Origin of the sequence: Chryseobacterium jejuense, from assembly GCF_900100075.1 — a bacterium.
GTDB lineage: Bacteria > Bacteroidota > Bacteroidia > Flavobacteriales > Weeksellaceae > Chryseobacterium > Chryseobacterium jejuense.
The window spans coordinates 1123872-1139478 of the sequence record NZ_FNEG01000001.1 but is presented as its reverse complement, the minus strand read 5'-3'; the positions used below and the strand labels follow the sequence as shown (position 1 = coordinate 1139478).

At 34.7% G+C, this 15607-nt stretch carries 16 protein-coding genes; 13 read left to right on the top strand and 3 right to left on the bottom strand.

Annotated features, from left to right (window positions below):
• Positions 1 to 41 precede the first annotated feature (41 nt).
• The 4 genes from cmk (at position 42) to BLS98_RS05125 (ending at position 2053) form a co-directional block, all read left to right on the top strand.
• Complete coding sequence (cmk, locus tag BLS98_RS05140; protein ID WP_089734176.1) at positions 42 to 716, top strand: (d)CMP kinase; 675 nt, start codon at positions 42 to 44, stop codon at positions 714 to 716.
• Between the two features lie 95 nt (positions 717 to 811).
• Positions 812 to 1162 (top strand): YtxH domain-containing protein, encoded by a 351-nt coding sequence (locus BLS98_RS05135; RefSeq protein ID WP_089734174.1) that lies wholly within the window; start codon positions 812 to 814, stop codon positions 1160 to 1162.
• An 80-nt stretch (positions 1163 to 1242) separates the two neighbouring features.
• Positions 1243 to 1563 carry a phage holin family protein gene (locus BLS98_RS05130; RefSeq protein ID WP_045496351.1) on the top strand — a complete coding sequence of 107 codons (321 nt, stop codon included), beginning with the start codon at positions 1243 to 1245 and terminating at the stop codon, positions 1561 to 1563.
• Positions 1556 to 2053 (top strand): phosphoribosyl-ATP pyrophosphatase, encoded by a 498-nt coding sequence (locus BLS98_RS05125; RefSeq protein ID WP_089734173.1) that lies wholly within the window; start codon positions 1556 to 1558, stop codon positions 2051 to 2053. The genes BLS98_RS05130 and BLS98_RS05125 overlap by 8 nt, the downstream gene beginning before the upstream one ends.
• A 49-nt stretch (positions 2054 to 2102) precedes the next feature.
• On the opposite strand, the gene BLS98_RS05120 is transcribed toward BLS98_RS05125, so the two are convergent.
• Entirely contained in the window at positions 2103 to 2828 is a 726-nt protein-coding gene (locus BLS98_RS05120) for a TrmH family RNA methyltransferase (RefSeq protein ID WP_089734170.1), read from the bottom strand.
• Between BLS98_RS05120 and tamL the strand changes: the two genes are divergently transcribed.
• Positions 2814 to 5414 carry a translocation and assembly module lipoprotein TamL gene (tamL, locus tag BLS98_RS05115; protein ID WP_089734168.1) on the top strand — a complete coding sequence of 867 codons (2601 nt, stop codon included), beginning with the start codon at positions 2814 to 2816 and terminating at the stop codon, positions 5412 to 5414. The genes BLS98_RS05120 and tamL overlap by 15 nt on opposite strands.
• Here tamL and BLS98_RS05110 read toward each other — a convergent pair.
• Together BLS98_RS05110 and BLS98_RS05105 are read right to left on the bottom strand one after the other, a co-directional pair.
• A complete protein-coding gene (locus BLS98_RS05110) occupies positions 5411 to 5968 on the bottom strand; it encodes a SanA/YdcF family protein (RefSeq protein WP_394331774.1) in 558 nt (185 codons plus the stop codon). The two genes, tamL and BLS98_RS05110, sit on opposite strands and share 4 nt — an antisense overlap.
• A 56-nt stretch (positions 5969 to 6024) precedes the next feature.
• A complete protein-coding gene (locus BLS98_RS05105; RefSeq protein ID WP_089734164.1) occupies positions 6025 to 7149 on the bottom strand; it encodes a ferredoxin--NADP reductase in 1125 nt (374 codons plus the stop codon).
• Positions 7150 to 7181: 32 nt separating this feature from the next.
• On the opposite strand from BLS98_RS05105, the gene BLS98_RS05100 reads away from it, so the two are divergent.
• From BLS98_RS05100 to BLS98_RS05065, 8 genes are all read left to right on the top strand, one after another.
• Positions 7182 to 7742: a TlpA family protein disulfide reductase gene (locus BLS98_RS05100; RefSeq protein ID WP_089734163.1), complete on the top strand. Its 561-nt coding sequence runs from the start codon at positions 7182 to 7184 to the stop codon at positions 7740 to 7742.
• An 18-nt stretch (positions 7743 to 7760) separates the two neighbouring features.
• Entirely contained in the window at positions 7761 to 8732 is a 972-nt protein-coding gene (locus BLS98_RS05095) for a FecCD family ABC transporter permease (RefSeq protein WP_181575081.1), read from the top strand.
• Positions 8733 to 9250: 518 nt separating this feature from the next.
• Positions 9251 to 9628, top strand: a complete 378-nt coding sequence (locus tag BLS98_RS05090; protein ID WP_089734482.1) for a GxxExxY protein — start codon at positions 9251 to 9253, stop codon at positions 9626 to 9628.
• Between the two features lie 103 nt (positions 9629 to 9731).
• Complete coding sequence (locus BLS98_RS05085) at positions 9732 to 10655, top strand: ABC transporter ATP-binding protein (RefSeq protein ID WP_089734159.1); 924 nt, start codon at positions 9732 to 9734, stop codon at positions 10653 to 10655.
• A gap of 165 nt (positions 10656 to 10820) precedes the next feature.
• Positions 10821 to 11273, top strand: a complete 453-nt coding sequence (locus tag BLS98_RS05080; protein ID WP_045502437.1) for a MarR family winged helix-turn-helix transcriptional regulator — start codon at positions 10821 to 10823, stop codon at positions 11271 to 11273.
• 54 nt (positions 11274 to 11327) lie between these two features.
• Complete coding sequence (locus BLS98_RS05075) at positions 11328 to 13721, top strand: 3-hydroxyacyl-CoA dehydrogenase/enoyl-CoA hydratase family protein (RefSeq protein WP_089734157.1); 2394 nt, start codon at positions 11328 to 11330, stop codon at positions 13719 to 13721.
• A 102-nt stretch (positions 13722 to 13823) separates the two neighbouring features.
• The gene (gene tnpA, locus BLS98_RS05070) at positions 13824 to 14288 is read left to right on the top strand and encodes an IS200/IS605 family transposase (protein ID WP_089734155.1); all 465 of its coding nucleotides are present in this window, start codon (positions 13824 to 13826) and stop codon (positions 14286 to 14288) included.
• A gap of 105 nt (positions 14289 to 14393) precedes the next feature.
• On the top strand, positions 14394 to 15572 hold the full coding sequence (locus tag BLS98_RS05065) for an acetyl-CoA C-acyltransferase (RefSeq protein ID WP_089734154.1): 1179 nt from the start codon (positions 14394 to 14396) through the stop codon (positions 15570 to 15572).
• Positions 15573 to 15607: the final 35 nt, after the last annotated feature.

The window sequence follows — 15607 nt, the reverse complement described above, 5'->3', positions numbered from 1 at the left end:
TTAGTTCTTGATTTTCTAAAAAAAATCTTGAAATTTGCAGTATGAAAAAACCTGTAATAGCTATCGATGGGTACTCGTCTACCGGAAAAAGTTCTATCTCCAAAATCATTGCTGATAAGCTAGGACTTATTCATATGGATACAGGAGCGCTTTACAGAGGAGTTACCTGGTTTGCTTTGCAACACTGCCTGAATGAAGAAAGCAGGATTGATCTGAACACCTTATTTTCGTCATTAGATAAAATTCATCTTGAATTTAAAAATAATGATGGAACACTTGTCCTTTATCTTAATAATGAAGATATTTCTAAGGAAATCCGTAGCAATGAAGTTTCTGATAATGTAAGCCTTGTAGCCAAGCAAAAAGAAGTGAGAGATTATTTATTACAGTCTCAACGTTCCATAGCAGAAAAAGGAGGTGTCATTATGGATGGACGTGACATAGGGACAGTAGTTCTGCCAAATGCGGACTATAAGTTCTTCCTTACTGCCAGTATTGATGAAAGAACCAACAGAAGATTTCTAGAATTAAAAGGACTAGGAATAGAAGCGGATAAAGAGCAGGTAAAGCAAAACCTCATTGAAAGAGATAAAATAGACAGTGAGCGCGAAATAGCCCCATTAAAGCAGGCTGATGACGCTACAGTAATCGATAATTCTGAACTTACTAAAGAAGAAACCATAGAACTGATTCTTTCTTACATCGAAAAGATTTAACAATTTTTAATAGGCATACAGCCTCCTTTGGTATACAAATTGTAAGTTTTACTAGTGTAAAAACTAATCTATTATTAACTATTAAAAAACTTAAAATGTCTAAAAACGGAAAAAATACAGCAGGTATATTAGCGGGACTTCTTGCGGGTGCTGCAGCAGGTGTAATCTTAGGAATGTTATATGCACCGGAAGAAGGAAAAGAAACAAGAAAAAAAATCAGAAATAAAGCCAATGATCTGAAAGATCAGGCAAAAGACAAGTACGGAGAGGTTTCTGAAAAAGTAAAAGACCAATATGGTAATATTTCTTCTACCTTTAAAGAAACAGCTAACAATGTGGCACATACTATGAAAGACGGGTATGACAAATACAAAGATCAGATTGTTTCTAAAACAGCAGATGTAGTAAAGGATGTAGAAGCAGAGCTTAATGATCTTAAATCATAAGTAATTTATCTTTTTTAAGTAAATTACAGAAAGGAACTTTTGTGCGAAAGTTCCTTTTTTTGTAACTTTAAAAAAAAACAATGATAGAAACTATTAAAGAATATGCCTCGAAGAGAATAGACCTTCTGAAAATAGAAGCTACAGAAAAATCTTCTCTTTCTGCCGGGCTCATTACCTACTTTGTAGTACTGCTTGTTGCTTTTGCTTTTTTTATTATCCTTTTCAACTTTGGAATTGCTTTTCTTATTGGTAAAGCTTTGGATAATTATTCCTACGGTTTCTTAATTGTTGCTGCATTTTATGCTGTAGTAATGGCCTTTGTCATTGCGTTCAAAAATAAGATTGTAAATACTGTTGCAGATCAGGTTATTAAATTTTTAAATCATTCAAGCCATGAGTAGAAAATACGAAAGCATAGAAGAACTAAGAAGAAAGAAAAAACTGCTACAAGGTGAAATTAATGATCTGGAAAATCTTCTTACCTTTAAGAATACGAAAGAAAGTCTTAGTGCGTTCACCAATGGCCTAAGTGATCAATATCTTCAGGAAAAAATAGATGAAGATGGTGATGAAAAAGTGGTTCTGAGAAAGGATGTCATTGCCAAGCAGCTAACTTCAGAGGTTAAAGACCTGCTGATTAGTAAAAATACAGCAGTAGGACTTGCCAGTACGGCCTTCAAGGGAAATATTGCGGATAGTATTATTAAGCTGGGTGTTACCGCTATTGTTGGTAACTATGCCAAAAAGAATATGAAAAGTTCTAATTGGAAGAATAAACTGGTAGGAGCTGCATTAATTTACCTTGCTCCTATTGCTCTGAAATATGTCAGAAAAAAATTGGAAGTATACCAGAAAAATAAAAGCGTCTCCAGTATGGAACAGCTTATTTAAGGAAATTATGGCTTAGAGAATAATTTATATTCTCTAAGCCATAATTTTTTTATTTTGAAAATAATTGTCCTAAAATAATTCCGGCTGCCATTGATACATTCAGGCTTTCTGTAGACTGGGATTTTCCAAATCTTGGAATAGTGATGCATTTTTGCAGTAATTTCTCCGTTTCAGGCCTCATTCCGTTTCCTTCATTTCCAAGAATCAGATTGATTTTTTCAGGCTTTTCAAATGTATAGATGTTTTCTCCATCCATATCTGTTCCGATATTTATATTTTCTGTTTTTGAAAGATATTCAACAAGATCTGTATATACCAAATTGACTCTCGTAAACGATCCCATTGTTGCCTGAATGACCTTTGGATTATAAACATCCACCGTATCTTCACTACAGATAATCTGTTCTATTCCAAACCAATCTGCCAACCGTATAATTGTCCCCAAATTCCCAGGATCCTGTATACCATCTAAAACAAGCTGTATTTTCTTATCTGCCCATGATTCTTCCTCTGCCAGATAACACACGGCAACAGAATCTTTCGGGGTTTTAAGAAAGCTGATTTTTTTCAACTCATTTTCAGAGATATGAGTAATAGGGATATCAGTACGGTCCAATTTTTGTGGATCGGTTGATAATATTTCTTTAACTTTAAAGTTAGAATTGAAAAGTTCACAAATGATTTTATTACCTTCAACCAAAAACAAATTGTATTTTTGTCTGAACTTCTTTTTATCTAAAGATTGTAAAACTTTTATTGTATGAGCTGTAAGCATTATAAGAATTCTCCTCAAAAATATTATAAAATTATTTCATTTGCAACATTTGTTGGTCTACTTTATGCTTGTAGTACCACAAAAAAAGTTCCAGATGGTGATTATCTGCTTACTAAGAATAATTTTGAATTCGAGGATAAGAAAGAATTTTTTGATGAAGAGCTGAAGGATTACGTTCAGCAAAAGCCTAATAAGAAGCAAGTTCTTTTTATGCCATTGGGCCTTATGTTTTATAATATGGCCACTCCAAAATACGATACAATCCTTAATGAATATATGACCTATCCCGGTGAAATGAGAGATCAGAAACTGAGAGATTCCTTATTTATTAAGTATAATATGAAAAACAGTGTTGGGAAAAACCTTTTCTTTGACCGTTTATTGCATACATGGGGTTCTCCACCAATTATTTTAGACCAAACCAGAAGTGAAAAAAGTGCAGAGTCTATCAAAAAAAGATTGACTTACAGAGGTTTTTGGGATGCAGAAGTGAAATACAGACATGATTTAGATTCTGCTTCTAAGAAAGCAACAGTAAACTATTTCATCAAACATAATGATCCTACCTATATTAAAGATTACTTTTTTAATATTCCGGATCAGGGCATCAAACAGGTTTACAATGCTCATCTGAATAAAACATTGATAAGATCTGGTAAGATCCTTGACCAAACTATTCTTGAAAAGGAAGTAACGAGAATTACAGACTTAATGCGAGAATATGGGTATTATAAATTCAACAACACCAATGAGGAAGTATATTTTGTTGCTGACTCCTTAAAAAGTAAGAAACAAGTTCCTGTTACTTTGGAAATTCATAAGGATTCTCTGGACCGACCTTATAAAAAAGCCACATTTGGAAACATTGATGTTGCTATTGTAGATGATGTTAATGATTATCCTAAAAATACAATTAAAGACAGCTTAAGGAGGATCAGGTTCCATAAAATGAATGACAAATACAAAACATCATCATTATGGAGAACTATTATTGTAGACAGTAAACAACCTTACGATCAGCAGAAGCTAGACGTTACCAAGAGGAACCTTCTTACGATGAACAATTTCAGTATTGTAAAAGCAAGAGACTCTTTAAGACAAGGTGGTTTTACTGCTCCTAATGACAGTATTGTTGATGTTTTATATATCCTAAAACCGCTTCCTAAATATGAGCTTAAAGTAGGAACAGACCTTAATTATTCTCAGATTCTGAATCTTGGAATCTCTCCTTCTGTAGATCTTACCACCCGAAATCTTTTCAGAGGGGCAGAAAACCTTTCTACCAGTCTTTCTGGTACATTTGGATCCATCGCAAGTACTGAAAATACAGATAAAAGAGTTTTAGCATATGAAATATCGGCTCAGGCATCCCTGAACTTCCCGAGATTGCTGCTGCCTTTTAATTATTATAAATTTATTCCTAAAAGGTACACTCCTACTTCATCTATTCTGTTAGGAGCCTCTATCCAGAACAACATTGGTCTGGGAAGGGTTAACTTTAACACCGGATTAAATTACCAGGCAACAGTAAATGATCTGGTATATCATAAACTGACTTTATTTAATACTCAAATCAGTTTAACAAAAAATAAAAACGCTTATTACGATTATTTTGTTAATGATAGGGTTGTAAGAGATGAAATGTTTGCAAACTATTTTAGCCATTATCCCGGCCTTGAGCCAGATTATAAATCCGGAAAACTTACAGCAGATGAAATTACTGAAAAGATTCTTAATAATCAAGATTATCTGAATGGTCTTGATCAGCAAAGACAAGATCTTTTTACAACATTCAAAGGAAGTTTAATTAATAAAGAAAGACAGACACAGGATGTCTTTATTTCTTCAATGATCTATAATTTTGTGTATAATGAAATTGGGAAGAAAGATTATCCAAATGCCTTCTATTTTAATGGAAAAGTTGAGCTGGCTGGTAATATTCTCAGTCTGTTCAATAAGAAAAGTAATGACGGAGGAGTCGTTTTAGGACCACAAAAAACAATCTTTGGAATTCCTTATGCTCAATTCGTAAAATTTGATATTGATACTAGAAAATATTTCAAGTTTAATGGTAATCAGACCCTAGTTCTTCGTCAGTTTATCGGAGTAGGTATTCCGTATGGAAATTCTAATGAAATGCCTATTATTAAGTCTTATTTTAATGGTGGATCTAATGATATCAGAGCTTGGGTAGCCTTCGGAGGGTTAGGCCCGGCGGATTCTCAGGTAGACGAAAGAGTACGTGCCTACATGACCAATGATGTAAAACTGACCACCAATATTGAGTACAGAATTCCATTTAATAATATGTATGAAGGTGCTTTGTTTACAGATATAGGGAATACATGGAGTCTTCGTAATCATAATGATGCCCATAAAGACGAATTCAGATTCAATAAATTCTTAGGACAAATGGGTGTTGGTAGTGGGTTCGGTTTGAGAATAAATGTAGCCTATATTACTTTAAGACTGGACTTCGCTTATAAAATCTTTGACCCGAATAAGCCAGAAGGTGACCGATGGAGATTCAAAACGTTACAGCCTTTCAAGCCAACGATCAATTTTGCCTTCGGATATCCTTTCTAATCCGGAGAAACTCCTAAAATAAAATATACTACAGCAATAACACGGGCGAGGACTTCCCTCGCCTGATTTCTGTAGAAACTTTCAGGCTTCGTTACATCCTGCGCATCAAATCCCAGCGCATTCATATCATTATTTCTTGCAAAAAATAAAGCACGGAGGTTATGGTATCCCTGAGAAACAATAATGACATTTTTCTTCTTATAAACATCTTTACAACGAAGAATACTTTTGTAGGTATTAAAACCTTTTGGATCTTCAACAATAATATCTTCAGGAACACCTTCCTGATAGATTAAATAGTTTTTCATTGCAGCAGGTTCATTGTACCCTTTACTTTTCTCCCCGCTTACAATAATTTTTTTGATTTTTCCATGATGATAAAGAAGAGCTGCCGCATCCATCCTCTTGGTAAAATAAGGATTGGAAAGGCCTGATCTCATCTTTGGAGAAGTTCCGAGTACCAAGGCAACTTCCCTTGGCGGAATTTTTGAAATTTTGGTATAGGTACGTCCGTTAGTAAGTCCGAAAACCCACACATTACAGAAACATATCATTAAAATTCCCAATTCTAATGATACAAATCCTAAGTTAAATATGTTCCTAATAATTCTCAACTAAGATCAAAGTTAAGCTTTATTTTTTTACTTTTCACTATTGACATGCAAGCTAATATATGTCCCTGCACCTCCTCTTTTTCGGTAAGATACTCATTCTCCAATAGTTCCACTTCTCCTTCTTCTAAAGAGCATTCACAGCTTCCGCAGATTCCGGATTTACATGAATAAGGAACCGGAAATTTTTGTATCAAAAGCTGCTGTAGTATTCTATCCTTATTATCAGGAAGTTGAGTCGTATATTTTTTTCCTAACATCGTAAATTCCACCTCTATATTCTCAATTAATGGGAATTCTTTTTCTACAGGATAAATATCATCATTATATTCTTCAAAAAGTTCAAAATGAATATTTCGTTTTGGAATCCCGTGATGATAACAAGCATTGGCCAGTGTTTTAATCATCTCTCCTTTTCCACAGATCAATACTTCATCTACAGCATCCCAAATCGTAGATTCTTCATCTGTATCATCCAAGTGAAGGATCTGGTTAATAATTAAATTTAACTTCTTTTCATCCAGCCGCCCAAAGAAAAACTGATCGGCAGTCTTTTCCTGCGAAAAGAAATAAAAAATCTGAAGCCTGTCTCCACAAGTCCTGGCAAGATTATCCAACTGGTCTCTGTAAATAAGATCTTCCGAGCTTTTATTTCCAAAAAAAAGGAAAAGTCTTGTTCTGGGTTCGTTATGAAGAATATTTTTAAAATGACTTAATATAGGTGTAATTCCAATACCGGCAGCAAAAGCAACAATTGTTCTGAACTCACTCGGTTTAGATACGATCGTAAATCTACCGGCAGGTTCACTTATCATGAGTTCATCACCCTCACTGTAGTTTTGAAATAGTTGAGAAGTAGCTCCATCAGGAGAATTAACCTTTATTCCCAAACATATTTTCCCTTCATAAGGAGCAGAAGTCATCGAATAATCATTAATAACTTCTTCTCCATGCGAATGAAATTTTACACTTACGAACTGCCCGGCATCAAACTTAAAGTTTTCTTTCAAATTCTCCGGTATATCAAACTCCAGAGAAAAAGTATTTTTGGTCAGCTCTACCTTTTTCGCTATTTTTAACGGATGAAACTGTATCAGTTTCCCTTTATAGATTTGTTGTTCCATACTTCAATTCAAAAATAGATAAAAAATAATTTATGAAGAAGATAATTTTATCCACGTTGATCCTAGCAGCTCTTTACAGTTGTAAAAAAGAAGCTTCAAAAACTGAAGAAAGCACTGTTGCTACAGATTCAACAGCTGTACCCCAAAGCACAACAGATCAGGCTGCTTATATCCCAAAAGAACTTTCTCCTGAAAATGTAGGTCAGCATTTAGCTAAGAATAATGACACTTTATACGTTACCAACTTTTTTGCAACATGGTGTGGCCCATGCATCAGAGAAATTCCAAGTTTTAAAAATAAAATGCAGGAATTAAAAGATAAACCTGTAAAGTTCACCTTCGTAAATCTTGATGACAGAGCAGATTGGGATACTACTGTAAAAGATTTTGTGAAAGAACATAATCTTGGAGCCAATGTTATTTTATTGGATGGGCAAAAACTGGATCCGAATTTCTTTTCAAAGAACTTCAAACAATGGGATGGTGGTTCCATTCCTTTTACTTTCATGAGAAAGGGAAGCCAAACGGATGAGTATCTTGGGATGATGACTGAAGAAGCATTGAATTCTAAAATTGATGCTTTTCTAAAATAAAATATATCTTTCTGAATCATGTCAAAAAGATTTAAAATCCTGTGTTTATTGTTAACAATTGCAATCATTGGAGGCGCAATTATTAATCTGAACACAGGATTTTTGAGTTTAAGCCTTCAGGATTTCCTCCAGGATTCTACACAGAGTCAAATTGCTGAAATCCGTATTAACAGAGTACTTGTTATGCTGTTAGCCGGAATTTCAATTCCAACTTCCGGATTTCTGATGCAGGAATACTTCCAAAATCCATTAGCCGGACCAGATATTCTGGGGATTACTTCTGTTGCCAGTTTATCGGTAGCATTTTATATTTTCTTTTCCCATACTATTTTACTTCCGGAATTTCTGCAAAACAGTTTTCTTAGCCTATCAGCTATTGGAGGAAGTTTATTGTTAATGTTGGTTCTGTTATCCATGTCTAATAGATTTCAGGATAAATCTTACCTGATTATTTTTGGATTTCTGATATCTGCTTTTGCCGGAGCTATTGTTTCTCTGTTACAGTTTTATGCAGAAAATCAAAGTCTAAAAAACTATATTCTATGGTCTTTTGGAGCCAATAATATGGTCACAAGAAATCAGATTTATATTTTATTCACCTTGGTATTGATAGGGCTTTTTTTCTGTTTTAAATCCATAAAACCATTAATTGGAAATTCTCTGGGAACATCATACGCTCAGAGTTTGGGAGTTAATCTAAAACATTTAAAGCTTTTAATAATAGTAGCTTCTTCCCTACTTTCTGCATCGATTACTGCTTTTTTAGGTCCCATTCTGTTTATTGGAATTATTGTTCCTCACTTTTGCCGATTGATCTACAATCCTTCAAAACTATGGCAGCAATGGATTTTAAATATGTTTCTGGGAATGCTTGTGATGTTATTCTTCTCTGTGATTGCAGAAAAAACTCAAATCCCTTTGAATGTGATAAGTTCTGTATTTGGAATTCCTGTAATATTGCTGATGCTTTTGAAGCAGAATAAAGTGTAGATTTTGTTGGGTAAACGCAAAGACGCAAGTTATTTTACCTACATCATGCTTTAGGGCGCAAAGATTTTATCTCCGATAAAATTGAAAATTGAAAACTCTACACTCACGCTTGCTGAAAATCTTTGATTTTCTTGCGCCTTAAAATATGCGCTATATTATGATAAATCTTCGCGCCTTTGCGTTTATTCAACAATCCTTATATTTATTAAGTATAAAACACAACAAATGATAGAAAATAAGTCCTCTATTTGAAATCCATGTGAACTTATTTATACTCTTAAAATAAAATGTAGTTTTTGTTGATAACCGCAAAGACGCAAGTTGCTTTACCTACATCATGCTTTAGGGCGCAAAGATTTTATCTCCGATAAAATTGAAAATTGAAAACTCTACACTCACACTTCCTGAAAACCTTTGATTTTCTTGCACCTTAAAATATGCGCTATATTATGATAAATCTTTGCGCCTTTGCGTTTATCCAACAATCCTTATATTTATTAAGTATAAAAACACAACAAATGATAGAAAATGAATTATCAAAAATTGTTTTTGACGCAGGTTTAAAAATTCATAAAAAGCTTGGATCAGGCCTATTTGAACACGTATATGAAGAATGTATGTTCTACGAACTAACAAAATCAGGATTCGTGGTGGAGAAACAAAAGCTTCTTCCTATTATTTATGAGGATTTGAAAATTGAAAATGCCTTCAGACTCGATATAATAATAGAAAACAAAGTCATCTTAGAAATAAAAACAGTAGACTTTATCAGCCCAATTCATAAGGCTCAACTTTTAACGTATTTGAAAATGACTCATTGCAAACTAGGAATGTTACTTAATTTTCAATCAGATGTTTTTAAAAATGGAGTCACAAGAGTTGTCAATCATTTATAAATTAAAAACAATATAAAAATCTGACAAAGTCAAATTCATTGTGCCTTAAAACAGTATTTTTGCAAAAACAATTAGCAACTTTGCTTTTTATCCAACATCAAATATGCACCTAGAGATCAAACAAGCCAATATCGGATACAATAAAACATTAATATCAAATGCTAATGCGGGTTTGAAGCTTGGTGATGTGTGTTTATTGATTGGAAATAATGGGGTTGGAAAAACAACTTTAATCAAATCTATCCTTCATCAAATCCCTTTATTGGGTGGAGAGATAGTATTGAATGGTAAAAATGTAAAAAAGCTTTCTGTTAAAGAAATTGCAGAGAATATTGCTATTGTTTTTTCAAAATCTCTTATTCCGCAGCATTATACTGTAGAAGATCTTATCTCTTTAGGAAAATACATCTACTACCCTTTTTATTTTGAATTGAAGAAAGAGGATCGTGAAGAGGTAGCACATATTATTGAGGAGTTAAATTTAGGGCAATACAAATACACACTCCTTAAGAATCTTTCAGATGGAAACCTTCAAAAAGCATTTATTGGCCGTGCTATCACCCAGAACTCCCCTGTTATTATTCTGGATGAGCCTACAACCCATTTGGATGAAAAAAACAAGATCATTATTCTTAAAACTCTTAGAAAACTAGCTAAAGAGCAAAACAAACTCATCCTTTTCTCTTCACACGACTGGCGTTTGGCCAAAGAATTTGCAGATAAAATATGGTATGTAAAAGACTCGCAACTTCATGCAGGAATTGTAGAAGATGTGTTGCTTCAGCATGACGAACTTACCAATCCTTCATTATTTCAAATACACGAGAGTTTTATTCCGCCACACATCTCTGCTCCGCAGGTTCAGAAGGAAATGCTCTATTCTTTGCTTCAAAAAAACTTCTCAAAAGACCTTTCTTCCCTTAATTTTGAATATCAGAACAGTTTTTGGGTAATTACTAACGAATCCCGGAAACAACAATGCGAATCTTTCGAAGAAATCATAAATTACATTGGAAACATTTATTAATCAGCGTTTTTCTTTGATTATTTCACATACTATGCATGCATAGTATTATGCAAATCATACAATTTAACTTATTTACTATCAGCTTATTAACAAAATTTAACGTTAATAAATATTATGCATGCATAATATTTACTAAATTTGGGTAAAACCATTAGCGCAAAAATGATGGATAATAATAAGGAAAAAATAGAAAACGTAGATTTAATTTTAAAACAGACCTGGTTGGCTGTTTCTAAAATGTACACAGAATTGGCTCAGGAACATGATTCCACCGCAGTACAAGCCCTCACCCTTCTTAAAATTGATCCCAAAGAAGGTACGCGGAGTACGAATCTTGGACCTAAAATGGCCATAGAACCCACTTCCCTAACGAGAATTATCAAACTTCTGGAAGATAACGGATATATCTATAAGGAGAAAACCACCACTGATAAAAGAGAGGTGATTATTAAACTTACAGATAAAGGTTTAAACTCCAGAAATATGTCTAAGGAAGTTGTTGTCAACTTTAATAAAAAAGTAATGGAGAAAATTAGCCCGGAAAAGATGGATACTTTTAAAGATGTAATGACTGAGATCATGAAAATAGCCAATGAACTCTTAAACAACAGAAAGTAAATTATAGTAAAACCGTATGGTTCGTATAACCTTATAAATAATAAAAAATTAGATATGAAAAGAAGAATCAAACATGTAACGGTTCTTGGTTCAGGAATTATGGGTAGCGGTATCGCAGCTCACTTCGCCAACATTGGTGTGGAAGTGTCACTTTTAGATATTGTTCCCTTTGAACTTACTGAAGCTGAACAGAAGAAAGGTTTGACCAAAGAAGATAAGGTAGTAAGAAACAGAATTGCTACTGAAAACTTCGAAAAACTTAAAAAAGCAAGTCCTGCACTTCTTTATTCACCAAAGTTTGCAGACAGAATTAAAGTTGGAAACTTCGATGATGATTTACCAAAAATTAAAAATACTGACTGGATTATTGAAGTAGTAGTTGAAAGACTTGATATTAAAAAGTCTGTATACGAAAAAATAGAACAGTTCAGAAAACCTGGAACATTAATTTCTTCCAATACTTCTGGGATTCCAATCCACTTTTTAACAGAAGGAAGAAGCGAAGATTTCAAAAAATACTTTGCAGGAACTCACTTCTTCAATCCGGTGAGATACCTTCCTCTTCTTGAGATTATTCCAACAAACGATACAGATCCGGAAATCATTGATTTCTACATGAATTATGGAGCTAAATTCTTAGGTAAAACTACCGTTTTAGCAAAAGATACACCTGCTTTCATCGCCAACAGAATCGGGGTATTCTCTATGATGGATCTTCTTCACAATGTACAGAAATTAGGACTTACGGTTTCTGACGTTGATAAATTAACAGGTCCTGTAATCGGGCGTCCAAAATCGGCTACTTTCAGAACAGCTGACGTTGTAGGTCTTGATACATTAGTAATGGTAGCGAACGGTGTTCGTCAAAGCGGTGCTGAAGCCAATGACTTTAACGATGTATTTGCTCTTCCTGCCTATATCCAGAAAATGATGGATAATAAATGGCTAGGTTCAAAAACCGAGCAGGGATTCTATAAAAAAGTGAAAAACGCTGAAGGTAAATCTGAAATTCACGGATTGAATCTTGATACTTTGGAATATGAACTTCAAGGAAAATCTTCATTCCCTACTTTAGAATTAACAAAAGCTATCGATAAGCCAATCGACAGATTCAAAGTATTAATCGGTGGTAAAGATAAAGCTGGTGAACTATACAGAAAATCATTAGGAGCATTATTCGCTTATGTTTCTCATAAAGTTCCTGAAATTTCTGACGAAGTTTACAAAATTGACGATGCTATGAGAGCTGGTTTCGGATGGGAAAATGGTCCATTTGAAATCTGGGATGCCGTAGGTGTTCAGAAAGGTATTGAGTTAGCTAAAGATGCCGGTTATGAAGTTTCTGACTGGGTTAAAAATGTAGAAACATTCTACAAAGTTAATGATGAGGGGCAAAGCATTTATGTTGATAAAAATTCAGGAGAATACAACAAAATCCCTGGACAAGATGCTTTCATTATCCTTGATAACATCAGAAAAAACAAAACACTTTGGAGCAATTCCGGAGCTGCTATTCTTGATTTAGGTGATGGTATCATCAACTTCGAGATCCGCTCCAAAATGAATTCTCTTGGAGGCGAAGTTTTAGATGGATTAAACAGAGCTATTGATTTAGCAGAAAAAGAATACGACGGATTAGTAGTAGGAAACCAAGGGGCAAACTTCTCTGTAGGAGCCAACCTTGCGATGATCCTTATGATGGCTATTGAGCAGGATTGGGATGATTTGAATATGGCTATTGCTTACTTCCAGAAATCAATGATGAGAGTTCGCTACTCTTCTATTCCTGTTGTAGTTGCTCCTCACGGAATGACTTTAGGTGGAGGATGCGAAATGACCATGCACGCAGACAGAGTGGTTGCAGCAGCAGAAACTTACATTGGACTGGTAGAAACCGGAGTGGGTGTAATTCCTGGTGGTGGTGGTACTAAAGAATTGACTTTAAGAACTTCCAGAGAATTCCACAGTGATGATGTAAAGAACAACAGACTTCGTGATGCCTTCATGAATATCGCTATGGGTAAAGTGGCAACATCAGCGTATGAAGCTTACGATATGGGAATCCTTGAAAAAGGGAAAGATATTGTTTCTGTAAGCAAAAACAGACAGATTGCAGAAGCTAAAAAAGTAGCAAAACTATTAGCAGAACAAGGATATACTCAACCTATTGAGCAAAAAGTAAAAGTTCTTGGTAAAGACGCTTTAGGAATGTTCTACGTAGGAACAGACCAAATGCTAACAGGAAAATATATCTCCGAGCATGACAAGAAAATTGCAGACAAACTAGCCAATGTAATGGTAGGTGGAAACTTATCTGAACCAACAGTTGTTACTGAGCAATATCTATTGAATCTTGAAAGAGAAACGTTCCTTCAGCTTTGTGGTGAAAGAAAAACGTTAGAGAGAATTCAGTATATGTTACAAAATGGGAAACCATTGAGAAACTAACGGAGAGCTCCGTAGGAGCGAACTGTTAATAGCTATGAATAATTTTCGAAAACCAGAAAGCCTCGTAGAGGCGACCTGATAATAGACGATCATGTTAGCTTTATGGCCAATACCTATACACAAATTTATATTCAAATTGTTTTCGCAGTAAAAGGAAGACAAAATCTGATTTCAAAAGAAAACAGAGAAGAATTACATAAATTGATTACAGGTATTGTTTCTAACAGAAATCAAAAATTATTCGCAGTTTTTGCAATGCCTGACCACGTTCATATCCTTGTAAGCATGAATCCGACACTGTCAGTTTCAGATTTAGTAAGAGATATTAAAGCAGGGTCTTCAAAATTCATCAATGAAAAAGGATGGATCAATGGAAAGTTCAATTGGCAGGAAGGATACGGAGCTTTTTCCTATTCTAAAAGTAGTGTTGATGCGGTTGTAAAATACATTTTAAACCAGGAAGAACATCATCAAAAGAAAACTTTTAGAGAGGAATATCTGGATTTTATGTCAAAATTTGAAATTGAATATGATTCAAAATATTTATTTGAATGGATTGAAGACTAACAGGTCGCTCCTACGGAGCTCCACACATTGTAAAACAATAGATCTATGAACAGTTTATCTCTATGAGGCAAAAATCTTTCAAAAACAATTTAATTAAACAAAAAAATGAAAACAGCATACATCGTAAAAGGATTCAGATCAGCAGTAGGAAAAGCACCAAAAGGGTCTCTACGCTTTACACGTCCTGACGTAATGGCAGCTACCGTTATTGAGAAATTAATGGCTGAGCTACCGCAATTAGATAAAAACAGAATTGATGACCTTATCGTAGGAAATGCAATGCCTGAGGCAGAGCAAGGATTAAACGTAGCTCGTTTGATTTCCTTAATGGGTCTAAACACAGATAAAGTTCCTGGAGTAACGGTCAACAGATATTGTGCATCAGGAAGTGAAGCGATTGCAATTGCTTCTGCAAAAATTCAGGCTGGAATGGCTGATTGTATCATCGCTGGAGGTACAGAATCTATGTCTTATATTCCGATGGGTGGGTATAAGCCGGTTCCTGAAACGGAGATTGCAAAAACAAACCCTGATTACTATTGGGGAATGGGTTACACTGCTGAAGAAGTAGCAAAACAATACAATATTACAAGAGAAGAACAAGATCAGTTTGCTTTTGAATCTCACATGAAAGCTTTAAAAGCAAATCAGGAGGGAAAATTTGCTAATCAGATTGTTCCAATCCCTGTAGAATATAACTTTTTAGATGAAAATCAGAAGCTTCAGACTAAGAAATTCGATTTCTCTGTAGATGAAGGTCCAAGAGCAGATACTTCTCTTGCTGGTTTGGCTAAACTTAGACCTGTTTTCGCTAACGGAGGAAGTGTAACAGCTGGAAACTCTTCTCAGATGAGTGACGGTGCAGCTTTCGTAGTAGTAATGAGTGAAGAAATGGTAAAAGAATTAGGTCTTGAGCCGGAAGCAAGATTAGCAGCGTATGCAGCAGCGGGTCTTGAACCAAGAATCATGGGAATGGGACCAGTTTATGCTATTCCAAAAGCATTGAAACAAGCAGGTCTTGAATTAAAAGACATCGATTTGATCGAGTTAAATGAAGCATTCGCATCACAATCAGTTGCTATCAAAAAAGAGTTAGGCCTAAATCCTGATATCTTAAACGTAAACGGAGGAGCAATTGCACTTGGTCACCCACTAGGATGTACAGGAACTAAATTAACGGTTCAGCTTCTTGACGAAATGAGAAGACGTGGAAACAAATATGGAATGGTTTCTATGTGTGTGGGAACAGGACAGGGAGCAGCTTCTATTTTTGAATTGTTATAGACTGAAAGAGTAAAGAATAAAGAACAAAGACTATA

Excerpts from the sequence above, each read along its gene's own strand:
- cmk (WP_089734176.1), top strand. The coding sequence starts at position 42 with ATGAAAAAACCTGTAATAGCTATCGATGGGTACTCGTCTACCGGAAAA.
- BLS98_RS05135 (WP_089734174.1), top strand. The coding sequence starts at position 812 with ATGTCTAAAAACGGAAAAAATACAGCAGGTATATTAGCGGGACTTCTT.
- BLS98_RS05130 (WP_045496351.1), top strand. The coding sequence starts at position 1,243 with ATGATAGAAACTATTAAAGAATATGCCTCGAAGAGAATAGACCTTCTG.
- BLS98_RS05125 (WP_089734173.1), top strand. The coding sequence starts at position 1,556 with ATGAGTAGAAAATACGAAAGCATAGAAGAACTAAGAAGAAAGAAAAAA.
- tamL (WP_089734168.1), top strand. The coding sequence starts at position 2,814 with ATGAGCTGTAAGCATTATAAGAATTCTCCTCAAAAATATTATAAAATT.
- BLS98_RS05120 (WP_089734170.1), bottom strand. The coding sequence starts at position 2,828 with ATGCTTACAGCTCATACAATAAAAGTTTTACAATCTTTAGATAAAAAG.
- BLS98_RS05110 (WP_394331774.1), bottom strand. The coding sequence starts at position 5,968 with ATGATATGTTTCTGTAATGTGTGGGTTTTCGGACTTACTAACGGACGT.
- BLS98_RS05105 (WP_089734164.1), bottom strand. The coding sequence starts at position 7,149 with ATGGAACAACAAATCTATAAAGGGAAACTGATACAGTTTCATCCGTTA.
- BLS98_RS05100 (WP_089734163.1), top strand. The coding sequence starts at position 7,182 with ATGAAGAAGATAATTTTATCCACGTTGATCCTAGCAGCTCTTTACAGT.
- BLS98_RS05095 (WP_181575081.1), top strand. The coding sequence starts at position 7,761 with ATGTCAAAAAGATTTAAAATCCTGTGTTTATTGTTAACAATTGCAATC.
- BLS98_RS05090 (WP_089734482.1), top strand. The coding sequence starts at position 9,251 with ATGATAGAAAATGAATTATCAAAAATTGTTTTTGACGCAGGTTTAAAA.
- BLS98_RS05085 (WP_089734159.1), top strand. The coding sequence starts at position 9,732 with ATGCACCTAGAGATCAAACAAGCCAATATCGGATACAATAAAACATTA.
- BLS98_RS05080 (WP_045502437.1), top strand. The coding sequence starts at position 10,821 with ATGGATAATAATAAGGAAAAAATAGAAAACGTAGATTTAATTTTAAAA.
- BLS98_RS05075 (WP_089734157.1), top strand. The coding sequence starts at position 11,328 with ATGAAAAGAAGAATCAAACATGTAACGGTTCTTGGTTCAGGAATTATG.
- tnpA (WP_089734155.1), top strand. The coding sequence starts at position 13,824 with ATGGCCAATACCTATACACAAATTTATATTCAAATTGTTTTCGCAGTA.
- BLS98_RS05065 (WP_089734154.1), top strand. The coding sequence starts at position 14,394 with ATGAAAACAGCATACATCGTAAAAGGATTCAGATCAGCAGTAGGAAAA.